The sequence below is a fragment of the Calothrix anomala FACHB-343 genome, from assembly GCF_014696435.1.
Classification (GTDB): domain Bacteria; phylum Cyanobacteriota; class Cyanobacteriia; order Cyanobacteriales; family Nostocaceae; genus Aulosira; species Aulosira anomala_A.
Map to the genome: position 1 here is coordinate 148,030 of NZ_JACJQG010000011.1, position 14,589 is coordinate 162,618.

Annotated in this window: 15 protein-coding genes; 4 read left to right on the top strand and 11 right to left on the bottom strand. The window is 39.1% G+C overall.

The features are described from left to right. Nucleotides 1–385 precede the first annotated feature (385 nt). Both H6G08_RS08635 and H6G08_RS08640 read right to left on the bottom strand, forming a co-directional pair. The gene (locus H6G08_RS08635; protein ID WP_190540526.1) at nt 386–790 is read right to left on the bottom strand and encodes a hypothetical protein; all 405 of its coding nucleotides are present in this window, start codon (nt 788–790) and stop codon (nt 386–388) included. A gap of 578 nt (nt 791–1,368) precedes the next feature. Then, on the bottom strand, nt 1,369–2,028 hold the full coding sequence (locus H6G08_RS08640) for a hypothetical protein (protein ID WP_190540528.1): 660 nt from the start codon (nt 2,026–2,028) through the stop codon (nt 1,369–1,371). 379 nt (nt 2,029–2,407) lie between these two features. Here H6G08_RS08640 and rppA point away from each other — a divergent pair, with 379 nt between their 5' ends. Together rppA and H6G08_RS08650 are read left to right on the top strand one after the other, a co-directional pair. Next, the gene (gene rppA / locus H6G08_RS08645) at nt 2,408–3,082 is read left to right on the top strand and encodes a two-component system response regulator RppA (protein ID WP_190540530.1); all 675 of its coding nucleotides are present in this window, start codon (nt 2,408–2,410) and stop codon (nt 3,080–3,082) included. A gap of 194 nt (nt 3,083–3,276) precedes the next feature. Next, nucleotides 3,277–4,539 (top strand): sensor histidine kinase, encoded by a 1,263-nt coding sequence (locus H6G08_RS08650; protein ID WP_190540532.1) that lies wholly within the window; start codon nt 3,277–3,279, stop codon nt 4,537–4,539. 229 nt (nt 4,540–4,768) lie between these two features. Here H6G08_RS08650 and H6G08_RS08655 read toward each other — a convergent pair whose 3' ends face one another. From H6G08_RS08655 to H6G08_RS08675, 5 genes are all read right to left on the bottom strand, one after another. After that, nucleotides 4,769–5,338, bottom strand: coding sequence for a hypothetical protein (locus H6G08_RS08655; RefSeq protein WP_190540534.1), 570 nt, complete (start codon nt 5,336–5,338; stop codon nt 4,769–4,771). Between the two features lie 402 nt (nt 5,339–5,740). Next, on the bottom strand, nt 5,741–6,784 hold the full coding sequence (locus tag H6G08_RS08660) for a hypothetical protein (RefSeq protein ID WP_190540536.1): 1,044 nt from the start codon (nt 6,782–6,784) through the stop codon (nt 5,741–5,743). Between the two features lie 540 nt (nt 6,785–7,324). After that, nucleotides 7,325–8,530, bottom strand: a complete 1,206-nt coding sequence (coaBC, locus tag H6G08_RS08665) for a bifunctional phosphopantothenoylcysteine decarboxylase/phosphopantothenate--cysteine ligase CoaBC (RefSeq protein WP_190540538.1) — start codon at nt 8,528–8,530, stop codon at nt 7,325–7,327. Between the two features lie 67 nt (nt 8,531–8,597). Continuing rightward, nucleotides 8,598–8,810, bottom strand: a complete 213-nt coding sequence (gene isiD / locus H6G08_RS08670) for a protein IsiD (protein WP_096645534.1) — start codon at nt 8,808–8,810, stop codon at nt 8,598–8,600. A 154-nt stretch (nt 8,811–8,964) separates the two neighbouring features. Next, nucleotides 8,965–9,591: an alpha/beta hydrolase gene (locus H6G08_RS08675; RefSeq protein ID WP_190540540.1), complete on the bottom strand. Its 627-nt coding sequence runs from the start codon at nt 9,589–9,591 to the stop codon at nt 8,965–8,967. A gap of 216 nt (nt 9,592–9,807) precedes the next feature. On the opposite strand from H6G08_RS08675, the gene purH reads away from it, so the two are divergent. Next, nucleotides 9,808–11,352 (top strand): bifunctional phosphoribosylaminoimidazolecarboxamide formyltransferase/IMP cyclohydrolase, encoded by a 1,545-nt coding sequence (gene purH, locus H6G08_RS08680; RefSeq protein ID WP_190540542.1) that lies wholly within the window; start codon nt 9,808–9,810, stop codon nt 11,350–11,352. 304 nt (nt 11,353–11,656) lie between these two features. Here the strand turns inward: purH and H6G08_RS08685 are convergent, their stop codons facing one another. Then, a complete protein-coding gene (locus H6G08_RS08685; RefSeq protein WP_190540544.1) occupies nt 11,657–12,154 on the bottom strand; it encodes a DUF2808 domain-containing protein in 498 nt (165 codons plus the stop codon). Nucleotides 12,155–12,473: 319 nt separating this feature from the next. Here H6G08_RS08685 and H6G08_RS08690 point away from each other — a divergent pair, with 319 nt between their 5' ends. Next, nucleotides 12,474–13,148, top strand: a complete 675-nt coding sequence (locus tag H6G08_RS08690; protein ID WP_096645538.1) for a response regulator transcription factor — start codon at nt 12,474–12,476, stop codon at nt 13,146–13,148. A 226-nt stretch (nt 13,149–13,374) separates the two neighbouring features. Here H6G08_RS08690 and H6G08_RS08695 read toward each other — a convergent pair whose 3' ends face one another. The 3 genes from H6G08_RS08695 to H6G08_RS08705 form a co-directional block, all read right to left on the bottom strand. After that, complete coding sequence (locus H6G08_RS08695) at nt 13,375–13,671, bottom strand: type II toxin-antitoxin system RelE/ParE family toxin (RefSeq protein ID WP_190540546.1); 297 nt, start codon at nt 13,669–13,671, stop codon at nt 13,375–13,377. Next, nucleotides 13,668–13,898 carry an addiction module protein gene (locus H6G08_RS08700; protein ID WP_190540548.1) on the bottom strand — a complete coding sequence of 77 codons (231 nt, stop codon included), beginning with the start codon at nt 13,896–13,898 and terminating at the stop codon, nt 13,668–13,670. The genes H6G08_RS08695 and H6G08_RS08700 overlap by 4 nt, the downstream gene beginning before the upstream one ends. A gap of 68 nt (nt 13,899–13,966) precedes the next feature. Then, a complete protein-coding gene (locus tag H6G08_RS08705; protein ID WP_190540549.1) occupies nt 13,967–14,326 on the bottom strand; it encodes a uracil-DNA glycosylase family protein in 360 nt (119 codons plus the stop codon). Between the last annotated feature and the right edge of the window lie 263 nt (nt 14,327–14,589).

The following is a 14,589-nucleotide window of genomic DNA, read 5'->3' on the forward strand; positions in this document are numbered from 1 at the left end:
TCCGCAGGTAAAAAGGTAGATTACTTGCTCAAAAATGGCAATGTTTGACAACAAGCGGCTGTGTAGCTAGGCTTTGTTGTTTTTGGCTCTTGCATTTATTCTCAAAACAAATTGCGTAATCGAATATAGACACCTAATTCAGAATTCATAATTCTTACCATGCCCTCTAGAATATATTGATGTATCGTCAATCAATTTTAGATTTTGGATTTACGATTTTGGATTAACCTCTCCATTAATGGAGAGGCTTAAATATTGAATTTTTTGGTTTTTCTCCGTAAACGGAGAGGCTTGAAACCATTTTTTGGATTCTAGATTTAGATTTAATCCAAAATCCAAAATCTAAAATCCAAAATTGTATCTGTCAATTTAATTTAAATTAAAACTACTTCCTTTTTTTGCATAAATTAACTTTTTTATTATTGTTCAAAGCATCATAATCCCGACAATCAATAGCAGCTTTTGTTAAAACAATCGAAGGATTTACAGCACAATTAAGATATTTGTTGTTTATAAAGAATCGGCAATCTTTACATGGAGAGTTTTCTAACTCTTTGACTTGTTTAGCTTCTGCCGCCAAATAGCGCTTATGAATAATAACTATCCAGCCCATTAATAACAATAAACAAGGAAGTAAAATTATCGATGGGTCTATATTCAATTCCGCCCTTGTATTCTCAGTAATTGAATTTTCAGAATCGCGCTTTTCATTTATTAAACTGATTCTGGATATGTTGTTTGTATGCAAATTTAAATTCTTATTTAAATTTCCCGATTTATTTTGTGTCATATTATTTACCTTTAAAACAATTTATTTCCTCATATTCTGTAAGTTATTAATGAGAAATGCATATAATAGCCAGTTGATTGATTGGCAATCGCCGAAAATCTCATGTATATTCAACTTATAAAAAGAATGTGAATCAAAAGTGACAAGACAAATGCAGATAAAAATCTATACCTTGAATTAAGTTATAATACTGGTAATACTAATTTCATATGAAGTTGCATATATCTAGATCCCCCTAAATCCACGCCACTTGCTACAACGGGGGGAACCCCCGCAACGCAGTGGCTCCCCTTAAAAAGGGGGACTTTGATTCTAGTTCCCCCCTTTTTAAGGGGGGCTAGGGGGGATCGAATTCTATACAGCCTCATAAAGAATTGGTATAACACTGTAAATTAATATTGATTGCACTTTGTCTGTGAACTAAGGAATAAATATATGGGTAGCTTAGTATTATTGTTAATTGGCTTAGGAATTTTATTGTTAGCCTTGAAAACTAAAGATGAAATTAATCGCCTTACTGCATTGGTTAGCGGGACAATTTCCCTAATTTGGGGATTAGCTATAGCACCTTTAGCATTTCAATTATTCATAGAAATTTTTTCGGTTGTAGCGTCTTTCTCTGTTTGCGTGCGTTGTTTAGGTTGCGGTGTAAAGAAAGATTGAGTTTTAACTTGATAACTTATCAGCTTCCTAACACCTTCACGAGATAAATTTAATAATTGTGCAATCTTGACTTCTAGACTTTTAACATCTGCTGTTTGTAGTACAAAATGCAGCTTTTTAACAGAATTATTAGCTGTTATAACATCAACATAACTAAAACCCTGCTCTTGGATAACTGCGGCTTTAATGGCGATTAAATTCAGCCGAAATTCCCGATTAAATTGCTGATTTACTGCCAATTTTCTGGCTTGATGAGATAATCCTAATTTTTTAGCGATCGCTATTTCTGTATCTTGCGAGTTAGGAATTTCTAATTCTAAGCTTTTCAAGAGAGAATTGCTCGTTTTGATGACAACTTGAGTATATTTATTTTCTGGCTTTATTTGCCAATTAATTACTTTAAAATTCAAGGTTAGCAATACTTGAGGAAGGGTATCAGCTTGCAATTTATCTGGCGTCCTATAAGAGAGGCTTAATAATTGCTGTGTCACTAAATCGCCACCAGTCCAGAAAACAAGTCCGATTAATATAAAAGATAGGAAAAATAAGAAAAATTGTAGGCGGATTGCGAACATTTTTTTTATAGAATTTTGTTTTATGTTTATAGATTAATACGGTTCATTTAAGGACAAATTGTAGGTTGGGGAGCCAGTGCGTTGCGGGGGTTCCCCCCATTGTAGCAACTGGCGTTTGAACGCAGTCAAACCCAACAAGCCACCGGAAATGTTGGGTTTCGTTCCTCAACCCAACCTACATATTTTAATATTTTTGACGCTCACTGAACCGTATTGAATTAGAGATAAATTATTCTATCTATCGATAGATATATTAAATTACTTAAATAAAATAAAATTTAGAATATCTAATTAGAGAAAAAACATAAATATAGTTAGCTTTTGTAATTTTCAAAAAGATTAGACAATTTGATTACAAAGCTGGAAGCTCAAAAGTTTTATGCGGATATTACTGGTAGAAGATGACATTGAACAATTAGAACCACTACAAGGTATTCTCTCAGAAGCTGGCTATATAGTCGATGCTGCGGAAGATGGAGAAATTGCACAGTGGCTAATTTCCCAAAAAGATTATGATTTATTGATTGTGGATTGGATGTTACCCACAATTAGCGGCTTAAATTTATGTCGCCAGTATCGTTTATCAGGGAAAAATGCACCAGTGTTGATGTTAACTGCTAAAGACACCATACCTGACAAAGTTATGGGTTTAGATGCTGGTGCAGATGATTATTTAGTAAAACCTGCTGATTTAGTGGAATTATTAGCAAGAGTACGCGCTTTAGGAAGAAGAGTTCCTAATTGGCAGGGTGATAGCTTACGCATAGCCGATTTACAATTGCATTTAGCTGAATTAATTGTAGAACGAAATCAAATTAAAGTAGAATTATCTCCCCGTGAAGCGCAATTACTGGAATATTTGATGCGTCACCCCAATCAAGTTTTAACGCGCAACCAAATTGAAGAATCTTTATGGGAATGCGGTATGGAACCAGAAAGCAACGCTTTAACAGTGCTAGTACGCAAATTGCGCCAACGTTTACAGATATTAGGTGCAGAAGACTGGATAAAAACAGTTTATGGTATGGGTTATCGCCTCAATGCTAAAAATTAAATTAACACTCAAAAGTATTATGTCAATTCTATTTCAGTTGCTAAAAATATCGGTGTTGACTGTTGGCTGTTGACTGTTGACTGTTCACCGTTAAAATTCAACAAACCTGCTTGTAATATTTCACCAATTATTTAGGATTGCTATAGCTATTAACAAATGACAAATGACAAATGACAAATGACAAATGACTAATTATGTTTAATCGCAGCCGTCGCAATCTTGCAAATTGGTTTACCCTGACAATGGGGAGTATTTTAATTATATTTGCGGCGGTAGTTTATTACTCAGAAGTCATTGATGAGTTGGAAGAATTAGACAGATTACTGTATAAAAAAACCATTGTTATGGCTGCAAATGTTAAGTTAGAGCAGCATAATGGACAGCAACAAGTAGACTTAGAACATGTACCATTATTAGGCAGTATGGTACTACCATTACCAGAGAGTCAACTAGTATATGCAGCTTGGTACGATAAACAAAAACAACTAGTACAATTTTTTGGTACAATTCCGAGCGATCGCCTTTTAGTCTCCGGTGGATTTGATACCATCAAAACTGATAGCAAAGTTTGGCTGCGTCAAGTAACCTTACCTGTCTATCAGGATGGTGTATTCATTGGTTATTTGCAAGCAGGAATGCCAATGACAGCAACCGAAACCGCTTTAGCAGAATTTCGGCTAGTTTTGGCTATCTCCGTCCCGATTACCTTAGGTATAGTGGCGCTGACTGGTTGGTGGTTGGGGGGGTTAGCAATGCAACCAATTCGCCACAGTTACGATAGTTTGCAAAGATTTACTGCTGATGCTTCTCACGAATTGCGATCGCCTCTTACCGCAATTATTAGCAATGCTCAGTATGGCTTTCTTTCTAACTCTACTGCTTTGGAGATCCAGCGTCAACGCTTCCACAAGATTTCTGATATTGCTAAATCTATGAGTACTTTAGTCAACGATCTCCTATTTTTAGCACGCAATCAAGGTCAATTACCCAAAGAATTTTTACAAGAAATTGAACTCAATAATTTACTTTTAAAAATCGTAGATGATTATCTCACCCAACCAGATGCACAACATCTAAGTTTAGTTTTTCACCTACCAAATTATCCTATAAATATCCTTGGCGAACCTAACTTACTCCGGCAAGCAGTTATTAATATCCTGAATAATGGTTGTAAATATACTCCTGCCGATGGTCAAGTTGAGTTAAGTTTACTTAAACAATCACATTGGGCTATTATTAAAATTATCGATAATGGAATCGGCATTCCCGCAGAAGATTTACCTTATATTTTTGAGAGATTTTATCGAGTTGATAAAAAGCGATCGCGCAAAACTGGCGGCTTTGGCTTAGGATTAGCAATAGCTCAACAAATCATTCAATCTCATGGTGGTCAAATTACTATTAAAAGCGTCTTGAAAGAGGGAACATCTGTACAAATGATTTTGCCTATCAAGTGAAATTGATTTCATCCCAATTTGAACAAAGAATAGGACAGATTGTAGGGGCATGGCAATGCCATGCCCTCTAGAATATATTGATGTACCGCAAACAGTTTTTAAATTGGTATCACAACTAGTTGCGGGTGAATATAACGCCCTCACCCTCAAGGGTGGGGCTATAATTGCAAAGCCTGCCTGCGCAGGCTAGATTATATGCATTTTCATCTTCAATTGTCATGACTAAAAATCATAATTGTTTATCTACAGGAATCAACAAGTAGGTTGCTTGCTCATCAGGTACATTGCTAGTCTGACTTTCACTATTGCTGATATTCGCTGCGTCTTCAACACTATCTTTGACATCAACAGCTTTATCCTTAACAGTATCTACTGTATCTTGAACAGTGTCATTAATTTTAACTGCTGTATTCTTCACCACATCCACTGTATTAATAACAGTATTGTTAACACCTTCAGCAGAATCTTTAATTGCATCTCCTACATCTTTAACAGTGTAATTAACACCATCAGCTACAGTCTTAATTGCTGTTCCCACACCTTGAACTGTATTGTTCACACCCTTAGCTGCACCTTTTACCCCATTTCCTAAACCTTGAATACCTTGATTGATTCTTTCGGCTGTACCTTTAATAGTTAAAGCAATAGCTACTGCGCCTAATGTACCGCCTATAATGGCTCCCATCGCTATTTTTGCCAGATTATTACTACCACTATCTGTTGTATAAGTCTCAGATTTGTCTGTGGCAAAATCAATATTATTATCAGACTTATCTAAAATCTGCTGGTTTCCATTCATAGTTATTTACTCCTTTATTATCCAAGAAATTGAAGTGTATTTATTACAGCAAATTGCAAGTTGGTGAGGTACAGATTATCGTTAATTGTAGGGGCACTGGCACTGCCATGCCCCGAAGCGCGTACCTCATTTACCTGAAATAAACTGTAAGTATTCCTAAGCCTTGATAATACCAATTTGAAGAATTATCGTTACAGATTTAAGTTGGGTTTCGTTCCTTAAGCCAACACCCCAACGCTTTATATATGTTGGGTCTCACAACCTATTTGTCGCATTCTTTTTTTAATTGGTATAACTTAAGAACACTTATCCATAAGAATTAATTCTTCAGCCATTATTGATGAAATTATCATCAATAAAACCCGAGTTTAATTCAGGATATGAGAGATTTTCACCTAACAGTCAGTCAAGCCGAGCAATTTCTTCTTCGAGTGAATTATCTTCCAGAGAATTTGCTGGGTTTTCCATCTCTGTTAAGGTCACCGAAGTAACAATTAGTCCTTCTGATTGTTCTGGAGATGAAATGTAGAACATTGACTCAGGATTTTGTTGACCTGTAACGCTTTCGTTTATATTCTGTTGGTTACCTGTCATCTGTCCTGGAGATTGATACCCCTGATTTCCAGATGGCTGGACATTGTTAACTCTATCTTTAGCTGAATCCGCTACACCTTGCACCGTTTGGTTAGCACTCTGTGCTGTATTTTGGATGGCGTCTAGGGTACCCATTGTAGTTTGTCTAGCTACCTCAGTAACGTTTTGCGCTGCATCTTTGGCGATGTTTGCACTAGCTTGGACAACCTGACTCACACCTTGCGCTGTATTTTGGACGGCGTCTAATGCACCAGATGCAGTTTGTTTGACACCCTCTGCAACACCCTCTGCAGTATCTAAAGTTCCACCAACAACGGCTTGGGAAGCACCTTCAGCAACACTCTTGGCTGCTTCACCTAAACCTCTAGCTGTTTGACCAAGACCTTCACCAATAGTCTTTGATGCTTCTGCTATTCCTTTTGCAGCAATATTCAAACCTATACCGATTCTTCTACCAGCTAAAGCACCTACAGTAGCACCAATAATTCCGCCTATAAGCGCCCTCGTAAAAATCGGATTTATCCCTCTATTTTCGGAACGATTATCAGATTGAGGCGTAGTTCTCGGAGGATTTATATCTGTTGATACTCCAGTACCTTGGTTAATGTTGGTCGAACCTGGATAGGATTGACCACCTGTTGTCCCACTATATCCAGTTCCAGAGACTCCGCTACCTCTGTTGATATTAGTTGAACCCTGAGAAGATTGACCTGTTGCTGCGCGATCGCTATATTCGTTTCCAAAGGTGCTAGCATCTTGGTTAATGTTAGTTGAACCTGGATAAGATTGACCTGTTGCTGTGCGGTCAACATTTCCACCTTGATTGTTAAAAGTCTGGCTGCTTTCTACCATATCAATAGTCTCCTGAGATTACAAAGGATTAACAAGCATTCATTTAATGTTTGCTCTTACCAGCTATTAACCTAACAATTATAGAGATTAAGTTAACTACTCTAAAGAAACACATCATTAAGTAATTATTTATCAAAAGTAGTAGTTTTTCACCCTAGTATCTTTTTAAAAATCAAGCAACAACAGCCATACTTTGCAAATATTGAATTACAGAAGAAATCGGTTAAAAAAATATTAATATTTACTGTGCCAATAGCGACATTTAAACAAGCATGGCTAAAGCAATAATAGGCGTATAAAGTTGAATAATCTAGAAATATTTACAATCTAGTTGGTAAGTAATTTATTTTGACAGAAAATTAGCTAAAAATTTGTAAAGCCATAGCAGAGTATGCTTATAATGCCAATATTTATCTATTAATGGAACTATTTTTGCTATGCACTAAAATAGTCTACCATTAGATAGAAATGGTATGAAATACTTTAAAGTATCCTAAATTAAATGTTTATTTTTGATTTAAAAGCAATCAGCTAATTGGTCTATCCCCAGGCAAAATCATATAAATGATGTGCCATTTGTAATTTGGAACAAGGGGGGATTTCTAACTGTTTTCCTTGTTTATCTAAAAATATCGCTTGATTATTATCGCTACCAAAGCCACTATCAGTTTTATCGATAGGATTGGCAACAATTACATCCAAGTTTTTTCGCTTTAATTTATCCAAAGCAGGCGCTACAATATCACCAGTTTGAGCCGCAAATCCAATCAAACATTGATGTGGCTGCTTCATTTTCGCTAGTTCGCTGACAATATCGGGTACAAATTCTAAAGCTAAAGATTCAGGAAGCGATCGCTTGGGTAATTTTTCGCTACTATAATCTCTGGGTTTAACATCCGCCACAGCTGCGGACATGACTATCATATCTGCACTCGTTAAATATTCCTGCATCACCTGCTGCATTTCTTCAGCATTAATCACAGGAATTGCTTGCACGCCTAAAGGTACGTTCCAATTAGCGGGGCCATGTACTAAAGTAACGTTAGCACCGCGATGAAGTGCAGCCTGTGCTAGCGCTAGTCCCATTTTCCCAGTAGAAGGATTCCCAATAAACCGCACCGGATCTAGAAATTCTCGCGTTCCCCCAGCACTAATTAATACCCGCTTCCCAACTAAATCGCGTTTACCGCCAGTGTGCAATAAAGACTGAATATAAGCCAAAATTTCTGGAGGTTCAGCCATTCTCCCCGCACCGACGCGATCGCAAGCTAATAACCCCGATGCCGTACCAATACCATGATATCGGCTATCTGTCAATAGTTGCTGCCAATTGCGCTGAACTGCCAGCTGTTCCCACATATCTGTGTTCATTGCAGGCGCTAACAGCACCGGACAGGTAGAAGCTAGTACAGTATTAGTGAGTAAATTATCCGCCATCCCATAAGTTAACTTGGCTAAAGTATTAGCTGTTAACGGTGCAATTACCAATAAATCTGCCCATTCACCCAATTCTATATGCAAAGGGCGAGAGTGAATCGGTTGCCAAAATAGCTCGTCGGTATAGGCGCTATGACGAGAAAGAGTAGCTAAAGTTAGGGGTGTGACAAAAGCCTGCGCTGAATTCGTGAGAATTACGCGCACTTCTACCCCAGATTGAAATAGCCGTGAAACCAGTTCACAGACTTTATAGGCGGCGATACCGCCGCCTACACCGATGACAACCTTTGATAATTTGGGATTTAGCATTGGTGCTAAGGATGAGAAAATAAGATTAAAGTACTTTCATCCTTCACACTTTATCCTTATCCTTTATCTAAGCTTCATCGTAGGGTTCCAAGTCTAAGAGGTGGATATAGGGTTCAACTAACTCCGGACGCTGAAATGCGATCGCTCGCAGTAGATGCCAATCATTCAAACCCTCAAAAGCATTGCTATAATTATCCATCTCCAGACGTGTAGCTAACTCTTCAACATCTGTCACAGTCATGGCAGCAATTTCTTTTCTGGAAATGCTTAGAGTTTTCATAATGCTTGCCCCTCCCTATTGCAGCATTCGCACCCAGCATGGGTCGGGTTGTGCTTTTCACGGCCACCCAATATATCTTACTCATTAGATGGTGTGGATTTTGTAAAAATTTTCCGGATTTCTACGTTCTTTTGTAAAAAAATTGCAACTAAGGCTACTCAATTGCATTGATTATAAAATTCCGTAGCAGCTCTAACACTTGTAAACCAATTTCATGACCCATATCAAACTCCTGATATTGCAAGGGAACTCCCAAGGCTTCTAAGGTAGCTTTTGCTTTCACCGCCGCCGATAAGGGGACAACTTCATCTTGTCTGCCATGAGTAATTAACGTAGGTGGAAAAGTATCTTTAGCAACTTTTCCAGCTTCAGGATGTAAATAACCACTCATCGCCACTAAACCGGCTAGAGGTAAGTTTAATCCTACATCCAAAGTCATCGCTGCCCCCTGGGAGAATCCACTTAAAACAGTGCGTGATAAAGGTACACCTGTGACGCTTTCCAAAGACAGCAACCAATCTGTGAGTATTTGCCGGCTTTCAGTTAAACCTTGATACATATTTTCTTCGCGCAGGTCATACCATGCCCTACCTGTGGCAGCATAGGGATAAGGGTAAGGCGCATTGGGAAAGGCAAACTGATAATCTGGCAAATCAAAATAAGGCAATAAACCCGCCACATCATCAGCACTAGCACCCCAACCGTGTAAAGTTACGATTAAACCTAATGGTGCTTGATCTGAGTCTGGGGGTACAGAAATGAATTCTAAAGTTTGAGTCATGTTTTTAGAGACGCGATTAATCGCGTCTGTACAATGGTCACTTGTTAGGAATAATTAACAACAGAGAATCCTCTTAAAAAGTATGCAACAAGAAGATAGGATTGCTGTCAAACTTTTTCTCCTTTCTGCCCCCTGTCCCCTGCCTTCTGCCTTGACCATTGACTTGTAAAATATTCTTCTGCCTTCATTGTTTGTACCAAAGGAAACTGGGGAATTATGGCACGTTTGGCTTTGCTGAGTGTATCCAATAAAACTGGATTAATTGACCTAGCGCGTAGCTTAGTAGAAGAATTTAACTTTGATTTAATTAGCAGTGGAGGTACAGCTAAAGCAATCAAAGATGCGGGAATACCAGTGACAAAAGTCTCTGATTATACAGGTTCGCCAGAAATTTTAGGCGGGCGAGTGAAAACTTTGCATCCGCGAATTCATGGCGGGATTTTAGCACGAAAGGATTTCCCTCAAGATTTGACAGATTTAGAAAATAACCAAATTCGTCCGATTGATTTGGTAGTTGTCAATCTCTATCCCTTTGAGGAAACTATTGCTAAACCTGGGGTAAGTTTACCAGAAGCGATTGAACAAATTGATATTGGCGGCCCGGCGATGTTAAGGGCTGCATCGAAAAATTTCGCTCATTTGACAGTATTATGCGATCCCGCCCAGTATGATGAATATTTACAGGAATTACGGCAAAATAATGGGGAAGCATCCCTAGAATTTCGCCAAAAGTCGGCTTTAAAAGGATTTTTACATACTGCTAGCTACGACCAAGCGATCGCATCTTATCTCACTGCTGCCCAAAATGATGCATCGGCTTTACCCCAGCATTACAGCCTCGCTGGAAAGCAAGTACAATCTCTGCGTTATGGCGAAAATCCCCATCAAAGCGCTGCTTGGTATGAAACAGGTAGCACATCTACAGGCTGGGCGGCGGCAAGTAAGCTGCAAGGAAAGGAACTCAGTTACAATAATTTAGTTGATTTAGAAGCCGCCCGACGCATCATTACTGAATTTACAGATACCCCCGCAGCAGCCATTCTCAAACACACCAATCCCTGCGGCGTAGCTTTAGGCGATACCATCAAAGAAGCTTATGAAAAAGCGTTTAATGCTGATGCTGTTTCCGCTTTTGGGGGAATTGTCGCCCTCAACCGTCCCATTGATGAAGCTACAGCCAGTGAGTTAACTAAAACTTTTTTAGAATGTGTGGTAGCACCTGGTTGTGAAGGCGACGCGCAAGCGATTCTCGCCGCTAAATCTAAAGTCCGGGTATTAATATTACCAGATTTAAACAGCGGCCCCAAAGAAACAGTCAAAGCGATCGCAGGTGGTTTTCTTGTTCAAGCCTCGGATGATATTATTGCTGACATCAGCCAATGGAAAGTTGCCACCGAACGCCAACCCAGCGCCAGCGAATTAGCTGAATTGCTGTTTGCTTGGAAAGTTTGCAAGCATGTGAAATCCAACGCCATTGTTGTCAGCCGCGATCGCGCTACTCTAGGAGTAGGCGCAGGACAAATGAACCGTGTCGGTTCCGCCAAAATCGCCCTCGAACAAGCCGGAGACTTAGCCAAAGGCGCGTTTCTCGCCAGCGATGGCTTTTTCCCCTTTGATGATACCGTGAGAGCCGCAGCAGAGGCGGGAATTACTGGCATTGTCCAACCGGGGGGAAGCCTGCGGGATCAAGATTCTATCAAAGCTGCCAATGAATTAGGTTTAGTTATGGTACTAACTGGTGTGAGACATTTTTTACACTAAATTTGTTCCCGTATTTAGTACACTTTTTCAAGTGTCACCGAACATACTTGTAAAATCTTTGAACAAGTGATATCTTCTAGTTGTGTGTGAGGAGCAAGTTAAAGATAAAAAACGTCTGGGGTGGAAACACGGCAACACTCCCAGGCGTTTTTTAATGGGCACTTGAAAATTAGGAAGAGAGACAAGGTGAAGGGAAGGGGGACAAGGAAGACAAGGGGGACAAGGAGGACAAAGAATATTCTCTAATGCCCAATGCCCAATGCCCAATGCCCAATGCCCAATGCCCAATGCCCAATGCCCAAATTCAACTTTGATCGGGAAGATCGATTCTTGCTGTCCCCACGGGAATATCCCCTTGCAATCCCATTCTTTGCGCAGTCACGCCATAAAGTAGAGTTTTTACCGCAGGAACCCGGTTTCTTACCCCTGCAAACTGCACTTCTATAGAATTACCAGGGGTTACAGGTTGCTCAAAGGTGATTGTTACACGCCCTTTAGTAGTCTGTGTTTTAGCAGCAATTTCTCTACCCGATTGATCCTTAATTTGAAGTTGCTCAAAACGTTCCATCTGGTAGGGGAGAGTAATCATTAAATCTTGTACAGACATCCCATCTACCGCGACTCTAATATAATGAGTATTATTTAATACGCCAGAACCAGTGATATGGGGAACGTTAATTGTATAGCCTGTTTGCGATTGTGCTTGTGCAATTAGGTGTTGAGATTGTGCAGGTGTGGCGATCGCTGTAGCAGATGTAGCTAGAATTAAAGTAGATAAAGCACCAAAAATAAATCCTTTCATGACTCAATACCTATTTTTTAGATGAACTATTAACTCTAAAGCGTTAAAAGCTTGTAATTAATAGATTGATTCATGAATATGAGATGACACTGACAGCTAAATGAAATTATTCTGAGATTTAAATATTAGTTTTCTCAGCTAAAATTTTATTAGCAATAATCCCTGAAAGTGGCTGATAGCAACACAAAAGCAAATTTTCTTATCAAAATCTATAACTCTTTTCAGGAAAAACTCATTTTTCTGGAGCATCGGACAATTACAGTAAAGTTATTTTTAAAAGTTATTTTTATTCTACGATTAGCTGCTTGAGGTAAAAAAGATGACAGCACATATCCTGGTGGTAGAAGATGAAGTCAAACTAGCGCGATTTGTAGAATTAGAATTAAGTAGTGAAGGCTATCAGGTGAGTGTAGCCCATGATGGGATTGAGGGTTTAACCTTAGCGCGAGACACATCACCAGATTTAGCGGTGCTAGATTGGATGCTACCAGGACTTTCGGGTGTAGAAATTTGTCGGCGGCTGCGGGCAACGGGTAACTCTATCCCCGTGATATTATTAACTGCAAAAGATGAAGTAAGCGATCGCGTGGCTGGATTAGATGCAGGTGCAGATGATTACGTAGTCAAACCCTTTAGCATTGAGGAACTATTAGCCAGAATCCGCGCCCATCTTCGCCGCACTCAAGAAACAGACGAAGATGTTTTGCAGTTTGAAGACTTGAGTTTAAATCGTCGCACTCGTCAAGTATTTCGAGGTAAACGTGCAATTGAATTAACCGCAAAAGAATTTGATTTGTTAGAGTACCTACTAAGTCATCCCCGTCAAGTTTTTACTAGAGATCAGATTTTAGAGAAAGTTTGGGGTTACGACTTTATGGGAGATTCTAATATTATTGAAGTTTACATTCGTTACCTGCGTTTGAAGTTAGAAGAAAATAACGAAAAACGCTTAGTTCATACAGTGCGTGGTGTTGGTTATGCACTGCGAGAATAGTACGATCGCACTTAATGTTTACAGCAGTTTTCACCTATTTGAACCACATCTATCGTAGGGGCACGGCACCGACAATCTTTTGGTACATACAATAATTTTACTGATGCCGTGCCCCTACAGCGTGGTCTATTTACCTGAAAATAGCTGTAATATTGAATTAGAGCGATCGCTGATATTTTATAAAGCGGTGGTGGTGAACTATTTAACTATTGATAACTATTGATAACTACGACTGTTTACGAACTTTCCAGTATCCAGGTTCTCGGCTGCAATGCATTACTGCCAGAATCAGAATGTAGTCTTGCTCAATTGTATAGAGAATTCCATAAGGAAATTTGCGTGTCATACACCGCCGTACATCTTCATCAATCACAATGTAGCGAGTAGGGGATTCTCTAATCCGATAGACTGCATCCTCTATAGCATCAATGAACGCCTGTGCTACCTCAACCCGTTGTGCCAAATAGTATTGAACAGCTTCAGTATACTCTGTGAGAGCTTCAGGGTGAAAAACATACCTCATTGCTCAAGCAATAGCCTCACTTGATTCAAAGCTTCTTCTCCTGGAATCGGCTGTACAGAACCGTTGCGAATTTGCTCTCGTCGTTTTATCGCTTCAGTAACCCAAGCCGCTTGAATAGTTGGATCGGTATCGAACTCTAGGCTTTCAACTAGCTTATCTGCTAAGAGTGCCCTAGATGCACTGGGGAGAGCTAATAATTCTTCTGTCAGTTGCTCAATTGACCGCATAGCTTCTCGCAAAATCCTACATTTTGCTTATATTTTAACTAGTATTGGTAGAGTACATTATGGATATTCTACAACCTTGATAAGTCGCTAAGAACTTTTTCCCGCCAATAGTTGATCTGGTTTTCTCGTGTTGGTGATTTACCCATTAGTTTATGCCAAGCATCATTTGCAGCACTACTCGGATGAGGAAAATTCAAATGTTTGATATCTAAATTACTGCTTTTAAGCATACTGTTTGCTTTCCGACCCCAAGTAATCACCGCAAGTGGTTCAAAAATTTCCAACTCTGTTCTCAGAATTTCAATGAATCTTGCACTGTCTTGTTTGCTCAAAGAAATACCGCGATCGGAATTAGCCTCACTGACCCAAATCTTGAAAATGTCCGTTAGATAGACTCGATATCCTTCCTCTAGCAGAACTTTGACCAAATGAAAATAACGTGATCTCTCATGACAATTTTTTAAGTGTAAGGCGTAGGGTGTTGCAATCTCAATTTTTTCTACTCGTTCCTTGCTTTTTCTTAAAGGATCTTGTCCAACAATAGCAATTGTTTTTTTGTTCAGAACGCTGTTATTCTTCTCTAGCAGGACTTACGCAACTGGCACAGGCGATCGCTAAATTTTAGTACATTTGTATTGATATGGACTTACACAACTGATACAGAGCGATCGCTATCTAGTAGTACCTTTGT